This window comes from Caulobacter sp. FV1ye13L (assembly GCF_058681155.1).
The window spans coordinates 3,741,318-3,759,522 of record NZ_CM178732.1; the positions used below are offsets into that span (position 1 = coordinate 3,741,318).

The following is an 18,205-nucleotide window of genomic DNA, read 5'->3' on the forward strand; positions in this document are numbered from 1 at the left end:
AAGAACGGTCCCGGGCACAAGGCCCCGGACGCAAGGAGAGAGCGCGTTTGTCCCTGCCCTCCAAGGATATGATGGCGGCCCTGGCCGTAACCCGCTTTGGCCTGGGCGCCCGCCCGGGCGACATCGCCGCCGCCACGAGGGACCCGCGCGGATCCCTGCTCGGCCAGATCACGCCCAAAGGCGCCGACCAGCCGCAGCCGGGCGCCGACACCTCGGCCCAGCGCTTTATCGCCATGCGGGCCTATCAGGAGCTGCGCCGCGAGGCCAAGGACGACGGCGAGCCCAAGACTGTCGCCGTCCAGCAGGCCAACAAGGCCATTCGCGAGAAGGCCGCCGCCGACTTCCTCAGCCGCGCCCAGCTGGGCGCGAGCACGGCCAGCGGCTTTCGCGAGCGCTGGGCGCTGTTCTGGGCCAACCACTTCACCGTTTCAGGAACCAAGGAGCTGACCGCCGTGATGGTTGGCCCCTTCGAGCAGGAGGTCATCCGCCCCTACGCCTTCGGTCGCTTCGAGGACATGCTGGTCGCCTCCAGCACCCATCCGGCCATGCTTACCTATCTGGACCAGGCCCAGTCGGTCGGGCCCGGCAGCATGACCGGATCTCGCAACGGCCGGCGCGGCCTGAACGAGAACCTGGCCCGCGAGATCCTGGAGCTGCACACCGTCGGCGTCGAGGCCGGATACAGTCAGGCCGACGTCACCGAGTTCGCCCGCGCCCTGACCGGCTTCAGCGTCGGCGGCGAGGACCAGGACCGGGCCGGCCAGTTCGTGTTCCGGGTCAACATCCACGAACCCGGGGTCCGCACCATCCTGGGCAAGACCTACAAAGACGACGAGATCGGTCAGGGTCTGGCGGTGCTGAAGGATCTGGCCGCTCACCCCGCCACGGCCCGCCATGTCGCGTTGAAGATCGCCCGGCACTTCGTCGCCGACGATCCGCCGCCGACCCTGGTGGCGCGGCTGGAGCAGAGCTTCCTCAAGAGCGGCGGGCGGCTGGACCGCGTGGCCCGCACCCTGGTCGAGGCGCCCGAGGCGTGGGAGCCGGCGGCGACCAAGTTCAAGACGCCCTACGAGTTCCTGATCTCGTCCTGGCGCGTGATCGGCGCCCAGCCGTCGGCCTATGAGCGCATCACCGTTCCCCTGATTGGCCTGGGACAGAGAGGCTTCTCTCCCCCCTCGCCCAAGGGCTGGTCGGACATGGCCGGCGAATGGTGCTCACCCGACGGTCTGATCAAGCGCCTACAATGGAGCCAGGCCTTCGCCGCCGTGGTCGCCGACCGGCTGGATCCCAACGAAGCGGCGGTCGCGGCCCTCGGCGCCCGGCTGACGCCCCCCACCGCCCAGGCTGTCGCCCGGGCCGAGACCCGCAGCGAGGCCGTCGCCCTGCTGCTGATGAGTCCGGAGTTCCAACGCCGATGACCGACTGCCCGATGATGAACCGTCGCCGCGTCCTGGCCTCGGCCGCCGGTCTTGGCCTGTCGGTCACCTTCCTGGGCCGTCCGGCCCTGGCCGACGCCGACAGCGCCCTGGACAAGCGCAAGCTGGTCGTCGTGATCTGCCGCGGCGGCATGGACGGCCTGTCGGTCAGCCCTCCCGTGGGCGACAAGGACTATGAGGGGCTGCGGCGCGGGATCGCCATCAAGCCCGAGGACGGTCTGAAGCTGGACGGCACGTTCAGCCTGCACCCTGCCCTGACCTCGGTTCACGCCCTAGCCCTGAAGGGTCAGGCCCGGATCGCGCCGGCGGTGGCGACGCCCGACCGCGCCCGCTCGCATTTCGAAGCCCAGGACGTGCTGGAAAGCGGCTCGGCCCAGGTCTATGCGACCACCTCGGGCTGGCTGAACCGGACGCTGGAAACCCTGCCCGCCTCGCGCAAGGCCGAAGGCCTGTATGTGGGCGCGACGACGCCCCTGATCCTGCGCGGCAAGGTCCAGGCGGCCAGCTGGTCGCCGGGCAAGGGCGTGGACGAGACGGCCCGCCTGCCGACCCTGCTGCAGGACCTCTACAGGAGCGACCCCCTGATGGGCCCGGCCTTCGCGCGCGGCCTGGAGACCGAGAGCATGGCCCAGGCCGCCATGACCGCCATGGCGCCGCCCGTGGAGAAGGACGGCATGGCCGCGCCGGGCATGATGGCGCCGGCGGCCCCGGCCGGCCGGGGCGGACGCGAGGGACGCGAGGCGGCCCGCAAGCTGGGCGCGACCCTGGCCGGCTTCATGGTCCAGGACGGCGGCCCGCGCATCGCCGCCATCGCGCTGGACGGCTGGGACACCCACGCCGGCCAGGTCGGCCAGCTCAACACCCGGCTGGCCTATCTGGACTCGGTGCTGTCGGGCCTCAACACCGGCCTGGGCGAGGAGTGGAAGAATACGGTGGTGGTCACCGTCACCGAATTTGGCCGCACCGCCCGCGCCAACGGCACCGGCGGCACCGACCATGGCACGGCCTCGACGGCCCTGGTGCTGGGCGGGGCGCTGAAGCCGGGCGGGATCATCGGCGACTGGCCGGGCCTGTCCCCGCCGGCGCTGTTTGAGAACCGCGACGTGGCGCCGACAATGGACATGCGCGGCCTGTTCAAAGGTCTGCTGGGCGACCACATGGGCGTGGATCGCTCGGCGCTGGACAGCCGGGTGTTCCCAGGCAGCGCCGAGGCGAAGGCGGTGACGGGGCTGGTGTGACGATCTCCGTTCCCCGCAGCGTGGTTTCAGCGGGACCGACAAGGGCTCGTGGTCGCGATCTGAAGGTCTGGAGTCTGCAATCGCGCTGATGGCTGCGCACGAGCCATAGCGGTCCTTGACGACGTCTGCTTTTAGACGCCGCCACCGGACATGCAGGCATAGGGCAGGAAGCCCAGCAGCGTGAGGATCAGAAAGCCTTTCAGCCAAGTGCTGGAGTCGCCGCGCCGGAGTCGCCCCGTCGCCAAGGCGAGGGTGGGCGCAACCGTTGTGACCGCAAATGCAAGCAGTGGGCCGTATATGTACCACGCCGCCTGAGTGGAGTTATGCACCCCGCCTCTCGCAAAGCTAAAGGTCCACCCGCCCCACAGGAGCGCATTCAAGGCGATCAGGATAGCGTTGCCAATCATGCGAGGGCTCGTCGTGACGGTACGCCATCTTAAGCGGGCCTGTGGCAGCAGGCCACCCTTTGCGGCTCGTCGAAAGGTCCGCTTCGCGGCCTCTGACCTCGTCCAAAAAATCTTGTCATCCCGGCCGTAGCGCCGGGACCCAGGGGCAACCGCGATGCACTTGCTCTTGGCGCTCGGCCGGCTTCCTCGAGCTTGGGGTGACACAGTCTGGTTTCAGGTGACGCTCCCAACAGGGAGCCCGGAGCCGGCGCGCTGCGTTGGCCCCTGGGTCCCGGCGCTTCGCTACGCTACGGCCGGGATGACAAGCGTGTGTTGCTGCTGAGAGTGGATGCTTTCGGCTTTGGCGCGAACGCCTCCTTCCCCACCCCAAACAGCCGATCGTAAGGTCCGCTCTCGGCGCCAACGGCCGGGTTTGGGCCTCGGGCTTCGGCGAGCGGAGCGGATTTACTGAGGCACGACGTCGAACGCCATGGTCAGGCGGTGCTCGGGCGAGGTGAAGGCCCGGGTGCCGTGCCACATGTAGGACGGAAACAGCACCAGCATCCCCGGCTGGGGACGCACCTCGTGCTCGGGCTCCAGGGCCGGACGGGTGACGCAGCCGGGCTGGCCGAACTTGATCCAGCCTTCGCGCGTGTGCTCGTCGGCCACGCCGCTGGGCAGGTCCAGATAGAAGGCCGACGAGATCCAGCCCTGCGGGTGCACATGGTCGGCGTGAAAGCCGTTGGGCGACAGCCGCACCGACCAGCCGCCACTGACCCGGAAGTCGCCGCCGGCCCGGGCGCGCAGCGGGTTGTCGCCGGGACCGATGTCGGCGAGGTAACGCGCCACCACCTTGCGAACCTGGGCGAAGAAGGCCTGGAACAGCGGGTCGGGCGACTGATGCAGCGAGGGAACCTGGCTGCCGCCGCGCAGGGACTGCTGCAGCGGATGGGTCTTGAGGTCGTGCCGCTGGGCCAGCCGATCGCGCAGGGCGCCCAGATAGGCGTCCAGACTGTCCCAGCCCTCCGGGGTCGGCAGGGTGTAGGCCCGCACAAGGCCCTCATAGTCGTTCAGCACGGCGCGGCGCGGATCGCCCGACAGCCGCCAGGCCGTGGATTGCAGGGCCAGGCCATGCTGATCCAGCGGCGCGATGGCCCTCAGGCGTTCAGTGGTCTGGGACGCGGCGGCCGCATCCCCGACCGCCAGATGGGCCTCGGCCAGGGCGATCAGCACCTGCGGCGCCTGCGGGACCAGGCGTTCGGCGGCCTGGGCGTGGGCCAGCATGGCGTCGGCCTGGCCGATCTCGCCGGCCATGTGCGAGGCGGCCAGCAACAGCAGGGCGTCGTTCGGCTGGCGGATCAGGGCGTCGTTCAGGGTGGCGAAGGCGGCGGCCTTGTCGCCGGCGAATTCCTCGACCGTGCTCTTGAGCAGGATCAGCTGACTGTCAGTCGGATTGCGCGCCAGCGAAGCCGTCAGGGCCTCCAGGGCCAGGACCAGATCGCCCGACCGCATCCAGCGCAGCTGGGCCAGGTTGCGATGGGCATCGCCGAACCCGTCCCGGCGGCTGATGGCCGCCCTGAACGCGGCCTCGGCCTCGTCATAGCGGCTCTGGCCCTGCAGGGCGCGGCCCAGCACCAGCCAGGCTTCGGGCGCGTCGAGGCCCAGGGCGATGGCCTTGCGGATCGCCGCCTCTGTCTCTTCGGCCTGGGCCAGGTCACCCAGGGTGGCGGCCAGATTGTACCAGGCGATGCGGTCATTGGGCGTGGCGGCCACGGCCCGGCGGTTGAAGACCAGCGCCTCGTCATGACGGTCGACGCCCTTCAGCGCCGCCGCATGAACGATCAGCATCCCGGCCCCGGCCTGCGGCGAGGCCGCAGGCGCGCGCGTCAGGGCGACCGCATCGGCCGCGCGGCCCTGGTCCAGAAGCGTCCAGGCTTGCCGAACGACCTCCGCCGTCATCGACGCTTGATCTGCTTCTTCGCGAACGGATCCTGGTCGGCCTCGTCTTCCGAGAAGCCGAACTTGGCGAAGCCCGCCTTCAGCTCGGGGCTGATCGGCGCCTCGATGAACAGCATGCCCACCGACGGGTGCGGCAGCATCACCGAGCGGGCGTGCAGCTGCAGCTTCAGGCCCTCCGACAGCTGGGTCGATTTCTCGTCGCTGTACTTCGGATCGCCCAGGATCGGGTGGCCGATGGCCTTCATGTGGGCGCGCAGCTGGTGCGTGCGGCCGGTGTGCGGACGCAGGGCCATGAAGGTGACGCGCGGGCCGGCGCGGCTGATCGAGACGAACTCGGTCTCGGCCGGCTGGGCGTCCTTGTCCTTGGGTTCGGCGGGAACCACCAGTTCGCGATCGCCCACGCCGCGCTTGGCCAAATGCAGCTCGATGACGCCTTCGACCGGGTGCGGGTTGCCCTGGACGATGGCCCAATAGGTCTTTTGCGCCTTGCGCTTGGCGAACGAGCCCGACAGACGCGCGGCGGCGGCCGGGGTCTTGCCCAGCAGCAGCACGCCCGAGGTATCGCGGTCCAGACGGTGGACCAGCTTGGGCCGGTTGACGCCCTCGCCCCAGGCCGACAGCAGCTTGTCGATGTGGTGGGTGGTCTTGGTGCCGCCCTGCACGGCCAGGCCGGCGGGCTTGTTCAGCGCCAGGACTTCCTCGTCCTCGTACAGCACCAGCGACTTGGCAAACGCGATGTCGCGCTTGGACAGCACCAGCTTCTCGTCCGGATCGGGGGCGTCCGGCAGAGGCGGCACGCGCACCTGCGAGCCGGCCGCCAGCTTGGTGTCGGCCTTCACCCGCGAGCCGTCGACCCGCACCTGACCGGAGCGGAACAGCTTGTTGAGCTGGATGTGGTTGAGGTGGGGCCAGCGGCGCTTGAACCAGCGGTCCACCCGGGTGCCATCCTCGCCCGCGTCCACATAGAGCGTGCGTACTTCTTTCATGCCGCGAACATCCTGCGGGCGATCAGAAGGCCCGCGTAAAGGGCCGCCACGGACAAAAGCACGCTGGCGGCGGAATAGGTGAAGGCCTGACTGTAGTCGCGCTTCTGAATCATCAGCGCGGTCTCCAGCGAAAAGGCCGAGAAGGTCGTAAAGCCGCCCATGACGCCGACGGCGAGCAAAAGGCGGACCGGTTCGTGGTTGGCGTTGCCACGATGCGCCAGCCAGGAGGCCAGCACGCCCATCAGGAAACCACCGATCACATTCACCGCGAAGGTGCCGTAAGGCCAAGCCGGTCCCATCAGCCGGAGGGCCTGGGCGCCCACCAGATAGCGGGCGACCGAGCCGACGGCGCCGCCGGCGGCTACGAGAAGCAGTTTGGTCATTGGCTCCTTATGCGCCGAGCGGGGCCGAACGCCAAGTCGCGCCCGGATTTCTTCACGGTGAACATCGCTGGAAACCTTCTTTCCGAACGAGAGGTTAAGCGTGCCAGCGGCATTCTGGCCGCTCCTCTTGTGAACCGAGCCCCATGCCCTTCGACAGCAACGCCCAGGACGATACGACCCAGCGTCTCGCTCTGCCCGCCCCGGTCCTGCACCGGCTGGCCGGGAGCGAGCTGATCGCGCGCGGCTCGGTGAACGTCATCAGCGTCCAGGCCATCCGCGCCTGGGCCGGCGACTGGTGGTCGCAGAAGCGCGGCGATGTCTGGACCTATGTCGAGCGCAAGCTGGCCGAGCACCTCGACCGCAACGACATGCGGGCCCGCATTTCCGACAGCGAATTCCTGATCGCCATGAACAGTGACCAGGGCCTGGCCGCCCAGGCGACGAGCGTCCGCATCCTGGAAGACGTGCTGACCCACCTGCTGGGCTCCGTCGACATGAGCGATCTGGGGATCAGCGCGGTCATCGGCCTGAACGGCGGCGAGGCCATCTGCCGTCGGATAGACGCGGCTACGGTGCTGGCGGCCCGCGCCCGGCGTGACTCCAAACGCTCACCGGTGCGGCGGGCGGTCGAGGACGGCGATGAGTCACGACGCACCCCCGTGGCCTTCACCACTGCCGGCGGCGCGGCCCTGCGGGTCGATTTCACGCTGGAACACGTGATCAGCCTGCGCCGCAATGTCACCACGGCGATCCGCATCGAGCCGGTGGTCACTCATCTGGCCAGCGGGCGCCAGGCCAATGCACGGGCGATCACCCGCCTGCCCGACCGCGACATTGCCTTTATCGACGAGGCGACCCTGAAGTATGCCGCCGTGTTCGCGCGCGGCGCCCAGGGCCACAACGTTCCTGACCTGATCCTGCCGGCATCGTTCCGCACCCTGGGCACCCAGCGCGGCCGCGACATGCTGACCGGGACGCCGGGCCTGTCGCTGGCCCTGCTGCGCGGCGGCGTGATGATCGAGCTGGTCGATATCACCCGCGGCACGCCCTCGGGCCGCCTGCTGGAAGTGGTTGGTCTGCTCAAGGCCCTGACACGCGGCGTCATCGCCCGGGTGCCGCCGGAGAAGGACGCCCTGCGCGGCCTGAAGGAGGCGCGGCTGAGCGGCCTGACGCTGGACGCCTCGGACCTCGCTGGACCGGCGGAGCGGATCGCGACCGACATCATGAACTTCGGCCGCGACGTCAAGGGCGTGGCGCCGATGACCACGCTGCAGGGCCTGCCCGCCGAGGGCTATTTCGCGGCGGCCGAGACTGCGGGCCTGACCCACGCGGCCCTGCGCGCCAGCCATCCGCTGGCGGCCAGGACGGCGGCGGCCGCCTAGATCGTGCTGCGGCCGTAGCCCACCGAGCGGATGATCGCCTGGGCGATATAGACGTCGGCGTCACGCGGCGCCGCGCCCCTGCCGAACACGACTTCCAGCGAGCTGGTCACGGTGGGTCCGGGGCCCAGGTCGAAGCTTGTGCCGAGGCCCAGGCCAATCGAGCTGTGCCCGCCATAGCGGCTGGAGCCCCCGCCAATCGACAGGCGCGGTCCATTGCCGGCGCCCGTGCTCGAGGTCAGGCGATCCGACACCCGAAACCAGTCATAGCCGTCGCGCACCGCCAGTTCCGCCGCGCGCAGCAGGGCATAGTCTGAAACCTGCTCAACGGGCGCGCCGGGGCCGCCCTGGAAGGTGACGCGGTAACGGCCCGGCTCCAGCCGAAACTCAGAATAGCCGACGCCCGCCGACGCGGTCCTGGCGGCGTAGAGGGTGGGCGCGCTGGCGCAGCCGCTCAGCAGCATCAGGGACAGGGCAAGTCCGGCGAGGCGTTGCATGGCGTTTCTCCTGACCTTTAAACGGCCTGGCTAGGCGCGCTGTTCCGGGACGGGCATTCCGAGCGTCTCCAGCATGGCGACCATATCGGCCGGGACCGGCGCGGCAATCCGGCGCTCGCCGCCCTCGGGATGCGGAAACACCAGCTGGGCGGCGTGCAGCATCAGGCGCGGAACCGCCGTCCCGCCCAGCATCAGCGCCCCGCCATAGCGACTGTCGCCCGAGATCGGCCGGCCGATCGAGGCCATGTGGACCCGCAGCTGGTGCATGCGGCCCGTGTCCGGCGATAGCTCCACCAGGGCGGCCGTCGCGTTGGACGACAGGGTGCGATAGCGGCTGCGGGCGGTCTCGGCGTCGGGGTGGTCGGGCAGGCAGACCCGCATATAGGCTTCGCGGCCAATCGACTCGCGGCGCAGCGGGCTGTCGATCATGCCACCCTTGGGCTCCGGCGCGCCCGGCGCGACGATGGCCATGTAGGACTTGCGGAAGCGCTTGCCCATAAGCGCCTTGCCCAGGAACGCCGCCCCCGGCTTGGTCTTGGCGGTGAGGATCACGCCCGAGGTGTCGCGGTCCAGCCGGTGGATCAGGCGCGGACGCGGACGACCGGGCCGCGCGAAGGCCCACAGCAGGTCGTCCAGCGTATGGGCCTGGATGCGGCCGCCCTGACTGGACAGGCCGGCGGGCTTGTTCAGCACGATGACGCTGTCGTCCTCGTGGATCACCCAGGACCGCGCCAGGGCGATCTCATCGTCCGTCAGGGTGATGGGAGCGTCTGACGCCTTGGGTTTCGGCGCGAGGGGCGGACGGCGGGGGGGACGCGTGGTCATCGCCCGTCTTTGCGCAGCTTGTTCCACGCGTCCAGCCGTTCCCGAACCTTGGCTTCCGCGCCGACGGGCTTGGGCTCATAGAACCTGGGCCGCGCCATGCCGTCCGGGAAATAGTTCTGGCCCGAGACGCCGCCCTCGACATCGTGGTCATAGGCGTAGCCGTCGCCATAGCCGAGCGACTTCATCAGCTTGGTCGGGGCGTTGAGAATGTGGGCCGGCGGGGCCAAGGAGCCGGTCTCCTTGGCGGCGCGGCGGGCGGCCTTGAAGGCGGTGTAGACGGCGTTGGACTTGGGCGCGCTGGCCATGTGGACCACGCACTGGGCCAGGGCCAGCTCGCCCTCGGGACTGCCCAGAAAGTCGAAAGCGTCCTTGGCGGCCGTGGTCAGCAGCAGGGAAAGCGGATCGGCCGCGCCGATGTCCTCGGACGCCATCCGCACCAGCCGGCGAGCGATGAACAGCGGGTCCTCCCCGCCCTCCAGCATGCGCGCCAGCCAGTAGAGCGCGGCGTCCGGATCGCTACCGCGCACCGATTTGTGCAGGGCCGAGACGAGGTTGTAGTGCTCCTCGCGGTTCTTGTCGTAGGCGGGCCGGCGCTTCTGCAGGAACTGGCCCAGCTGGACGGCATTGAGCGGCGTGTCGGTGCCGACCGACAGCAGGGTCTCGGTCAGGGTCAGCAGGTAGCGGCCGTCGCCATCGGCCATGGCGATCAGGGTGAAGCGGGCCTCGGCGTCCAGCGGCAGCTTGCGGCCCTCGACCGCTTCGGCCTTGGCCAGCAGGGCTTCCAGCGCCTCCTCGTCCAGGCGCTTGAGCACGAAGACCTGACAGCGCGACAACAGAGCGCCGTTCAGCTCGAACGACGGGTTCTCGGTCGTGGCGCCGACCAGGGTGATCACCCCCTCCTCCACGAACGGCAGGAAACCGTCCTGCTGGGCGCGGTTGAAGCGGTGGATCTCGTCGACAAACAGCAGGGTGCTCTGGCCGGACATGCGGCGGCCGCGCGCCTGCTCGAAGGCCTTCTTCAGGTCGGCGACGCCCGAAAATACCGCCGAGATCTGCTGGAACTCATAGCCACCGGCCTTGGCCAGCAGGCGGGCGATGGTGGTCTTGCCGGTGCCGGGCGGGCCCCACAGGATCATCGACGAGAGGCGCTTGGCCGCCGCCATCCGGCCGATCGGCCCCTCGGGACCCAGCAGGTGCTCCTGCCCCACCACCTGATCCAGCGTCTGGGGCCGCAGACGCTCGGCGAGCGGCGTCGGCGCATGCGGGGTCAGGCCGGCGGCTTGGAAAAGATCGGACATGGGCGCAGGTTTACGAAATCCCGGGAGGAACCACCATGACCAACGATGGCGATCCGACACGCGGCCCCGAAGATGGGGTCACGCCTTACCTGTCCGTCGTCGGCGCGAAGGCCGCGGTGGCCTTCTACACGCAAGCGTTCGGCGCCCAGGAGACGTTTCGCAACACCGCCGACGACGGCGAGCGGCTGATGCACTCGCGAATGCTGATCAACGGCGCCTGGGTGATGGTCTCCGACCACTTCTCCGAGATGATGGGCGGCGCGCCGTTCACCCCGCCCGCCTCGGTGACCCTTCACCTTCAGGTCGACGACGCCGACGTCTGGTGGGACCGCGCCGTGGCCGCCGGCGCGACCATTCACTTCCCGCTGGCCGACCAGTTCTGGGGCGACCGCTTCGGCATGATCGTCGACCCGTTCGGCCACTGCTGGTCCATCGCCTCGAAGATCAAGGGATAGCCCCCGATCTTCGAGGCTTGGGATCAGGTATTGAACCGCGCCGTGATCCGCTGGCCGCCGCGCTCGATGGTCACGGTCCAGGCCCGGCCGCCGCTGTTCGACAGAGCGGCCAGGTCAGCCACGGTGTTGATCGGCCGGCCATTGACCTCGCGGATGAAGTCGCCGGGACGCAGACCGGCGCTCAGCGCAAAACCCTGGCCGATCTTGCTGACCAGCACGCCCCGGCCCGCGAACGGGTCAGCGCCCAGGTCCTGGGCCACGGCCGGCGACAGGTTCAGCACCGTGGCGCCGTCGAAGGGGTTGCGGCCGGTCAGGGTCTTCTCGTCGCGGGCCGGGCTTTCGGGCGCGGCCTCGGCGCGGACGGTCAGGGTCTGCTCGCGCTCGCCGCGACGGATGACCATCGGCACACGGTCACCGACCTTGTGGGTGCCGATCGCGAAGGCGCCGCCGCCCTCGTCGTTCACGACGCTGCCGTCGATCGACAGGATGATGTCGCTTTCCCTCAGCCCCGCCTTGTCGGCCGAGGAACCGGGATAGACCTGGGCCACCAGCACGCCGCGCGGCGCGGCCATGCCCAGGCTGCGGGCGATCTCGGCAGTGACGGGTTGGCCCTTCACGCCAAGCCAGGGTCGCACCACGCTGTGGCCGCCGCCCAGGGCGGCGTTGACCACCTGCTTGACCACGGCGGCGGGAATGGCGAAGCCCACCCCGCTGGAAGAGCCCGAGCGCGAGATGATGAAGGTGTTGATGCCGATCAGGTCGCCGTCCATGTCGACCAGCGGACCGCCGGAATTGCCCGGATTGATCGAGGCGTCGGTCTGGATGTAGCTGCCGAAATCGGCCGCGCCGACATCGGTGCGGGCCATGGCCGAGATGATGCCGTTGGTCACCGTCTGGCCGACGCCGAACGGATTGCCCAGGGCCAGGACCAGGTCGCCGACCTCCAGCTGTTCCTGATCGTCGATGGCCATGACCGGCAGGCGCTCGCCCTTGGTGTCGATCTTCAGCACGGCCAGGTCGGCGCGCGGATCGTCGAGCAGGACGGTGGCGATGAACTCGCGACGGTCGGCCAGCTGGACGGTGATCTCGCCCCGGCCTTCGACGATGCCCTCGATATTATGGTGGTTGGTGATGATCACCCCATCGGCGCGGACGATGGCGCCCGAGCCCAGCGAGCCCTGCACCTGATCGCGCGGCGCGCCGCCGCCGCCGCCCATGAAGAAGTCCCAGAACGGATCGCGGGCCTGGGTGCGCACCACCCGGCGGCTGGCCACATTGACCACGGCCGGCGCGGCCTTCTTCACCACGGGCGCGAACGAGGCCTTCATCGAGGCAGGGTCGGTGGGCGCGCGTCGGGTGGGCTGGGCCAGGTCCGGGATCGCCTGGGCGCTGGACGGGCCTTGCGGCGAACAGGCCGCCAGCAGGATCAGGGCGGGAAACAAAGCGCGATGGGCTCGCATGGGTGTGGAGCGTCTCCTTGTAAGCGACCCGGACATCGCCTGAGCTTTCGGGCGCATTGATGGCCGCTCGGTGTCCTGACCGGTCAGACCGGGCGCGGTTCGACTGAGATAGGGTGAGCGAAGCGGAACGCCAGGGCCGTGCCGGCCAGCATCAGCGCCGCAGCGATCAGCACCGGCAGGCCCGGCATGTGCACGGTCGCATCGTGCCGCACCGCCCAGGCGAACGGGGCCAGATACAGAATTGGACCGATGATCGACGTGATGCCCATCATCGCCGAATTGGCGCCCTGCAGCTGTCCCTGTTGCTGGGGCGAGACCCGGCGGGTCATCAGGCCCTGCAGGCCCGGCTGGATCAGACCCGAGAACGCGAAGATCGGCAGGCCGCACAGATACAGCCAGCCCGTCGGGGCCAGGGCGTAGATCGAAAAGCCCACAAAGCCGCAGAAAAGGCCGATCAGCAGCGCGCCGCGCTCGCCCACCGCCTTGACGATCCGGCCGACCAGAAAGGCCTGCAGCAGGATCCCGGCAATGCCGCTGGCCATCAGGGTCAGGCCGATGGTCTGCACCGACCACTGATAACGAAAGCCCATATACAGCACGAAAACCGACGGCAGCACGTTGTGCGCCAGCTGGAACAGGAAGCCGACGCCGGCCAGGCCCAGCAGGTCAGGCTTGCTCCGCAGCAGGGCCAGCGAGCCGAGCGGGTTGGCCTTTTTCCAGTCGAAGGTCTTGATCCGACGCTCGGGCGGCAGGGACTCGGGCAGCACGAAATAGCCGTACAGCCAGTTGCACAGGGCCAGGGCCGCGCAGACCAGGAACGGCAGGCGGTGATCAAACTGCCACAGCCAGCCGCCCAGGGCCGGGCCGAAGGTGAAGCCGACGCCGAAGGCGGCCCCCATCAGGCCAAAACCCTTGGCGCGGTTCTCCGGCGTGGTGACGTCGGCCACATAGGCGCCGGCGGTCGAGAAGCTGGCCGCCGTCATGCCGTTGAACACCCGGCCGACGAACAGCCACCACAGGCTGGGCGCAAAGGCCATGAACAGGAAGTCGACACCCAGGCCGAAGATCGATGTCAGGATCACCGGGCGACGGCCAAAGCGGTCGGACAACAGGCCCAGAACTGGCGCGCAGATGAACTGCATCACGCCCCAGGTGGTGGCGAACAGCACGTTCCACAGCGCGGCGTCAGCCGTATCGCCGCCGTTGAACCGCTTCACCAGCTCGGGCAGCACCGGGATCATCACGCCCAGCGACAGCACGTCCATCACGGCGGTGACGAAGATGAAGCCCAGGGCCGCCTGCCGGCGCCCGCCCGTGATGGTCTGAGTCATGCGTCGTTCTCCCCGGCGCACCCTAGTTGCCGGTCCGTCGCCGCGACCGCAAGGCCGTCCAGCAGGTCACGCCACCATTCTCCATGCCGGCGCAGGAACAGGCCGTCGGGGAAGGTGTGGCGCGCCACGTGCGCGGTCGGCACGCTGTCCCAGCCGCGATGCTCGACCGTAACCCGCGTGCCGTCCTCGACCGCGTCGAAGCGGACCTCGACCTCGGTGTCCATGTCGGGCGCGAAGGTCGCCTGCCGCCAGCCCACCACCAACCGCTGGCCCGGCTCCCACACTCGCACCGTGCCGACCTCGAACACCTTGCCCGAGGCCAGGCGCTCGACGAGACGACGACCGCCCTCGCCGTCTTCAAAGGCCATGACGCCCGGCGATCTTGGCGTGAAGGCAAACAGCCCATTGGGCCGCCACCAGGTTGCGATCTCCTGGGTGAAGGCCTCGAACACCCGCATCGGCGGGGCCTTGATGCGCAGGGCGACAACGACGCGCGAACTCATGAGCCCTCCACATGCGCCTTCAGCGCCGATAGCTGGCCGATCCAGTGGGTTTCGGCAATTTCCAGCCAGGCCTTGAGTTCGTCCATAGGGCCCGGCCTCAACTGATAGACCCGCACGCGGGCGTCGAAATCGGGGTGGCTCTCCTCGACCAGACCCGACTGGCGCAGAGCCCGCAGGTGGCGGCTCATGGCCGGCGGGGTCAGGCCGACGGCCTGGGCCAGTTCCCCGGCCCGATGCGGTCGCTGACGCAACAGGTCGACAACCCGTCGGCGGTGCGGATCGGCAAGGGCCGCCAGGGTGCGGTCGAGCGAGGCGGTCACGCTGGGCCCAGGCTCATCCCTGACCCGTGATCTTCAGGCCTGTGCGACGCTCCATCTCCTGCACCGACACGGTCTCGACGTTTCGCGCCACCGTCCAGATGTGGCCCTCGGGATCTTTGCAGCGATAGGTGCGATCACCGTAGAACTGGGTCGCGGGCTCAACCAGGATTTCAGCGCCCGCCGCCCGCGCCCGCTCGCAGTGCGCGTCAAGCTCGCCCTCGCTCAGCTGGATATGCACCGTCTGGGTGTTCTTGCCGCCCACCGAGGCCGGGCTTTTGTGGTCGTGGCTCCACTCGTTGCCGACCATCACGCAGGCATTGCCGAAGCGCATTTCAGAATGGCCCAGATTGCCGTCGGCGTCCTCGACCAGAAAGACCAGCTCGAAACCGAACGCCTTTTCCAGCCAGGCGAGCGCCGCCTTGGGGTCGCGGTAGCAGACCGCCGAGATCAGGTTGGGACGCCAGTCAGCCATCGTGCCGCTCCTATCGGATATCGACAATATTTAACGCATATGGAAACTATATCCGCAAGCCCGGGGACGCTCATTCTCTACCTATTGGCCGGCAAGCCCCCTAGCGCAGCGCCTGGCCCACAAACTTCAGCCGGCCATCGCCCTTCTCAGGCTTCACGCCCGAGATCCTGGCCAGCAGCGGATAGACGTCGACATTGTCGAACACCGGCAGCACCACGCCCGGCTTGATCGACGGCCCCCTGGCGATGAACACCGCGCGCATGGCCGGGTCGTAGGGATCAAAGCCGTGCTGGCCGCCGTCCAGCCCCTCCCACTTGCCGGGCTTTTCCATCATCTTGCGGGTCGTCACATACCAGCCGGTCTCCGACAGGCAGACGATGGCCGGCACCCGCGGATTGCGGCCGTAGTGATAGCGCTCGGGGATCTGGCCCTTCTTCCAGCAGGTCAGGTGCGGCAACGGCTTGAGCAGCGCCGCCTCGACCTGCGCCTCAAAGCCGGGCAGCGGTGTCAGGCCGACGACCGCGCCGGTGGTGACCAGCCTGACCGTGGACAGGTCGAGCACGTCGTCCAGCGGCCAGCGCTGGGACGGTGGAACCGGGGCCATGCCATGGTCGGCGACGAAGACGATGTCGGTCGTTTCGAACCGCCCCCGCGCCTTCAGGCCCTCGACCAGCCGCGCCATCGCTTGATCTACGTCGGCCACGGCGGCGCGGGCCTGCGGCGAGCCCGGTCCATAGTGATGGCCCTCGGTGTCGACGACATCGAAATACAGGGTGGAGAGCCGCAGCTCAGGCCCCTTGGGATCATCCAGCCAGGCCAGTAGCGTATCGACCCGGTCATTCGACGGCATGGCCTGGTTGAAGGCCATCCAGCGCGACGGACGCACGCCGCTGATCTGCGTCTCCGAGCCGGGCCAGAACATCGCCGCCGCCTTCAGACCCTGCTTCTCGGCAGAGACCCACAGCGGCCAGGCCTGGCTCCACCAGCGCGGGTCATGCACGGCGTCGGCGTTGGACATCGAGAAGCGCACGCCGGGAATCGTCTCGTCTTCCATGACGTTGTTGACGATGCCGTTGCGGTCGGGCCGCTTGCCGGTGATCAGGGTGTAGTGGTTGGGAAAGGTCAGGGTCGGAAAGGACGGCCGCATGGCGCCGCGCGCGCCGCCGGCCGCCAGGGCGTCCAGGGTCGGGGTGTCGCCCTGGCCCAGATAGTCGGCCCGGAAGCCGTCGCTGGACACCAGGATGGTGAGCCGGCTCTTGGGCGGCGCGGCGACCTCGCCCCCGCCCGCTTGCATGGAGGCGCAGGCCGACAGCACCAGGGCGGCGGCCAGGGTCGCCCCAAGGGACACAAGGCGGAACAGGCTCTTCATGGCGCAACCCTTTCGACAGTCTTGAGGCGTCGATGCCAGCCGGACGTTTCGCCCCTATGACAGGGGCGTGTGACACCAGCTTATGACCTCGTCTTAACTTGGCGGGTGAGAACCGCACCCCCATAGTCGCCGCCAACGACAGGATTCTCCTGTAACGGAAGTCGCATCCGCATGAGCATCGCCCTTGAGGCCACCGGCCTCACCAAGACCTACGGGACCGTTCGCGCGCTCGACGACTTATCCATCGCCATACCGGCCGGTGGCGTGTTCGGCGTTCTGGGTCCCAACGGGGCGGGCAAGAGCACGCTGTTTCGCATCGCCCTGGGTCTGGTGCGGCCCACCAGCGGCTCGGCCCGACTGTTCGGCGCCCCGGCCGGCGACCTGACCGCCCTGCGCCGGGTCGGCGCCATGATCGAGACGCCGCGCTATCCGCCCTATCTGACCGCCCGCGACACGCTGAAGATGCTGGCTCTGGAGAGCGGGTTCCAGAACCCCGATATCCCCGCCTGGCTGGAGCGAGTCAGCCTGACCCATGCCGCCGACCGCGCCACCGGCGGCTTCTCGGTCGGCATGAAGCAGCGTCTGGGTCTGGCGGCGGCCTTCTTCACCCGTCCCGAACTGGTGATCCTGGACGAGCCGACCAGCGGCATGGACCCGGCCGGCATCCAGGAAATCCGCGCCCTGATCGTCGATCTGGCCAAACACGAGGGCGTGACGGTCATCCTGGCCAGCCACCAGCTGGACGAGGTCAAGCGCGTCTGTGATCGCGTGGCCATCCTGTCGCGCGGCAAGGTCGTGGCGGAAGGCGGCGTCGCTGAACTCACCGCCGGGGAAGCTCGCCTGCGCCTGTCCCTGGCCTCTCCCCTCGCCCCGGTCCTGGCGGTGCTGGGTGATCGCGGGCAGGCCGATGGGCCCGACGCCGTGCTGGCCGACATTCCGCGCGCCGAGGCGCCCGCCGTGATCCGCGCCCTGGTCGAGGCCGGCGCCGAGATCATCGAGGCCCGCTGGCGCGAGGTCGACCTTGAAGGTGTCTATCTGAAATCGCTGGGCCAGGCGCCCACGGCCGCCACCCCGGAAGGAGCCGCCTGATGCTGGCCGACGCCATCGCCGCTGAACGCTTCCGCCTGTTGCGCGACCGTTCGGCCCTGTTCTGGGGCTTCGGCTTCGCGCCGCTGGTGGTCTTCTTCCTCGCCATCGGCGGTGACCTGTTCATCCGCAACATCATCAAGCGGCCGATGCCGGGCGCGACCATCGATCTGGCGGTCCAGGTCATCAAGGCGCTGGGCAATGGCGCCTCGACGATGGCAGCGCTGTTCCTGATGATCGGCGCGGCCTCGATCCTGGCCGGCGACTATCGCTGGGAGACCTGGCGCCTGCGCACGCCGCGCAACAGCCGCTTCAACCTGCTGGCCGCCAAGCTGATCGTGATCGGCGAGGCGATCCTGTGGAGCCTGGTCCTGACCGTGATGCTGACCCTGGCGGCGGCCGTGATCGGCGCTGGGATCAACGGCAAGGCCATCGTCTCCTCGACCTTGGGCCTTTCCGAAATCGCCGGCGTCTTCGTGGTCACCTGGCTGGAAGCCATGAGCCTGGCCGCCCTGGCTGCCTGCGTCGCAGTCGTGACGCGCTCGCCGATGGCCGCCGTCGTGGTCTGTTTGGTGGTTCGCTTCGTCCAGTCGATCCTGGCGGGCGCCCTCGGGGCCATGAGTCCGGAACCGACCTGGAAGGTTCTGGCCATCCCAGCCTATGACGCCGACCTGCTGCGCGCCTTCGTCACCGCGCCGTCGCATGCCGGGCCGGACGGCGGACCCGCCGGCTGGGCGCTGCTGGTGCTGCTGAGCTGGATCGCGGCGCTGACGGCCGGGGCCATTGTGCTGTTCCAGCGGCAGGATCTGACGCGGGAGTAGC

Annotated in this window: 19 protein-coding genes; 6 read left to right on the forward strand and 13 right to left on the reverse strand. The window is 69.1% G+C overall.

Annotation, left to right across the window (positions count from 1 at the left end; genetic code table 11):
* Positions 1-47: 47 nt before the first annotated feature.
* Positions 48-1,418: a DUF1800 domain-containing protein gene (locus ACW176_RS18090; protein ID WP_492110119.1), complete on the forward strand. Its 1,371-nt coding sequence runs from the start codon at positions 48-50 to the stop codon at positions 1,416-1,418.
* Positions 1,415-2,674 (forward strand): DUF1501 domain-containing protein, encoded by a 1,260-nt coding sequence (locus ACW176_RS18095; RefSeq protein ID WP_492110120.1) that lies wholly within the window; start codon positions 1,415-1,417, stop codon positions 2,672-2,674. The genes ACW176_RS18090 and ACW176_RS18095 overlap by 4 nt, the downstream gene beginning before the upstream one ends.
* Before the next feature lie 131 nt (positions 2,675-2,805).
* Here ACW176_RS18095 and ACW176_RS18100 read toward each other — a convergent pair whose 3' ends face one another.
* From ACW176_RS18100 to crcB, 4 genes are all read right to left on the reverse strand, one after another.
* A complete protein-coding gene (locus tag ACW176_RS18100; protein WP_492110121.1) occupies positions 2,806-3,081 on the reverse strand; it encodes a hypothetical protein in 276 nt (91 codons plus the stop codon).
* Positions 3,082-3,525: 444 nt separating this feature from the next.
* A complete protein-coding gene (locus ACW176_RS18105) occupies positions 3,526-5,019 on the reverse strand; it encodes a putative 2OG-Fe(II) oxygenase (protein WP_492110122.1) in 1,494 nt (497 codons plus the stop codon).
* The gene (locus ACW176_RS18110; protein ID WP_419321121.1) at positions 5,016-6,005 is read right to left on the reverse strand and encodes an RluA family pseudouridine synthase; all 990 of its coding nucleotides are present in this window, start codon (positions 6,003-6,005) and stop codon (positions 5,016-5,018) included. Before ACW176_RS18110 ends, ACW176_RS18105 begins: the two co-directional genes overlap by 4 nt.
* A complete protein-coding gene (crcB, locus tag ACW176_RS18115; RefSeq protein WP_419321120.1) occupies positions 6,002-6,388 on the reverse strand; it encodes a fluoride efflux transporter CrcB in 387 nt (128 codons plus the stop codon). Before crcB ends, ACW176_RS18110 begins: the two co-directional genes overlap by 4 nt.
* 143 nt (positions 6,389-6,531) lie before the next feature.
* On the opposite strand from crcB, the gene ACW176_RS18120 reads away from it, so the two are divergent.
* Positions 6,532-7,770, forward strand: a complete 1,239-nt coding sequence (locus tag ACW176_RS18120; RefSeq protein ID WP_492110123.1) for a hypothetical protein — start codon at positions 6,532-6,534, stop codon at positions 7,768-7,770.
* Here the strand turns inward: ACW176_RS18120 and ACW176_RS18125 are convergent.
* Genes ACW176_RS18125 through ACW176_RS18135 form a run of 3 tightly spaced genes read right to left on the reverse strand, consistent with a single transcriptional unit; the run spans position 7,767 to position 10,387 of the window.
* Positions 7,767-8,264: a CC0125/CC1285 family lipoprotein gene (locus tag ACW176_RS18125; RefSeq protein WP_492110124.1), complete on the reverse strand. Its 498-nt coding sequence runs from the start codon at positions 8,262-8,264 to the stop codon at positions 7,767-7,769. The two genes, ACW176_RS18120 and ACW176_RS18125, sit on opposite strands and share 4 nt — an antisense overlap.
* Positions 8,265-8,294: 30 nt before the next feature.
* A complete protein-coding gene (locus tag ACW176_RS18130) occupies positions 8,295-9,089 on the reverse strand; it encodes an RluA family pseudouridine synthase (protein WP_492110125.1) in 795 nt (264 codons plus the stop codon).
* A complete protein-coding gene (locus tag ACW176_RS18135) occupies positions 9,086-10,387 on the reverse strand; it encodes a replication-associated recombination protein A (RefSeq protein WP_492110126.1) in 1,302 nt (433 codons plus the stop codon). The genes ACW176_RS18130 and ACW176_RS18135 overlap by 4 nt, the downstream gene beginning before the upstream one ends.
* Before the next feature lie 35 nt (positions 10,388-10,422).
* Between ACW176_RS18135 and ACW176_RS18140 the strand changes: the two genes are divergently transcribed.
* Positions 10,423-10,842: a VOC family protein gene (locus ACW176_RS18140; protein WP_492110127.1), complete on the forward strand. Its 420-nt coding sequence runs from the start codon at positions 10,423-10,425 to the stop codon at positions 10,840-10,842.
* Between the two features lie 23 nt (positions 10,843-10,865).
* Here ACW176_RS18140 and ACW176_RS18145 read toward each other — a convergent pair whose 3' ends face one another.
* From ACW176_RS18145 to ACW176_RS18170, 6 genes are all read right to left on the reverse strand, one after another.
* Positions 10,866-12,338, reverse strand: a complete 1,473-nt coding sequence (locus ACW176_RS18145) for a Do family serine endopeptidase (RefSeq protein ID WP_492110128.1) — start codon at positions 12,336-12,338, stop codon at positions 10,866-10,868.
* A 47-nt stretch (positions 12,339-12,385) separates the two neighbouring features.
* On the reverse strand, positions 12,386-13,633 hold the full coding sequence (locus tag ACW176_RS18150) for a TCR/Tet family MFS transporter (RefSeq protein ID WP_492110129.1): 1,248 nt from the start codon (positions 13,631-13,633) through the stop codon (positions 12,386-12,388).
* A complete protein-coding gene (locus tag ACW176_RS18155; protein ID WP_492110130.1) occupies positions 13,630-14,136 on the reverse strand; it encodes an SRPBCC domain-containing protein in 507 nt (168 codons plus the stop codon). The genes ACW176_RS18150 and ACW176_RS18155 overlap by 4 nt, the downstream gene beginning before the upstream one ends.
* The gene (locus ACW176_RS18160; RefSeq protein WP_492110131.1) at positions 14,133-14,456 is read right to left on the reverse strand and encodes an ArsR/SmtB family transcription factor; all 324 of its coding nucleotides are present in this window, start codon (positions 14,454-14,456) and stop codon (positions 14,133-14,135) included. Before ACW176_RS18160 ends, ACW176_RS18155 begins: the two co-directional genes overlap by 4 nt.
* Positions 14,457-14,469: 13 nt before the next feature.
* The gene (locus ACW176_RS18165; RefSeq protein ID WP_492110132.1) at positions 14,470-14,928 is read right to left on the reverse strand and encodes a VOC family protein; all 459 of its coding nucleotides are present in this window, start codon (positions 14,926-14,928) and stop codon (positions 14,470-14,472) included.
* Positions 14,929-15,028: 100 nt separating this feature from the next.
* On the reverse strand, positions 15,029-16,297 hold the full coding sequence (locus ACW176_RS18170; RefSeq protein ID WP_492110133.1) for an alkaline phosphatase family protein: 1,269 nt from the start codon (positions 16,295-16,297) through the stop codon (positions 15,029-15,031).
* A 171-nt stretch (positions 16,298-16,468) separates the two neighbouring features.
* On the opposite strand from ACW176_RS18170, the gene ACW176_RS18175 reads away from it, so the two are divergent.
* Both ACW176_RS18175 and ACW176_RS18180 read left to right on the forward strand, forming a co-directional pair.
* Complete coding sequence (locus ACW176_RS18175; RefSeq protein ID WP_492110134.1) at positions 16,469-17,386, forward strand: ABC transporter ATP-binding protein; 918 nt, start codon at positions 16,469-16,471, stop codon at positions 17,384-17,386.
* On the forward strand, positions 17,386-18,204 hold the full coding sequence (locus tag ACW176_RS18180) for an ABC transporter permease (protein WP_492110135.1): 819 nt from the start codon (positions 17,386-17,388) through the stop codon (positions 18,202-18,204). Before ACW176_RS18175 ends, ACW176_RS18180 begins: the two co-directional genes overlap by 1 nt.
* Position 18,205: the final 1 nt, after the last annotated feature.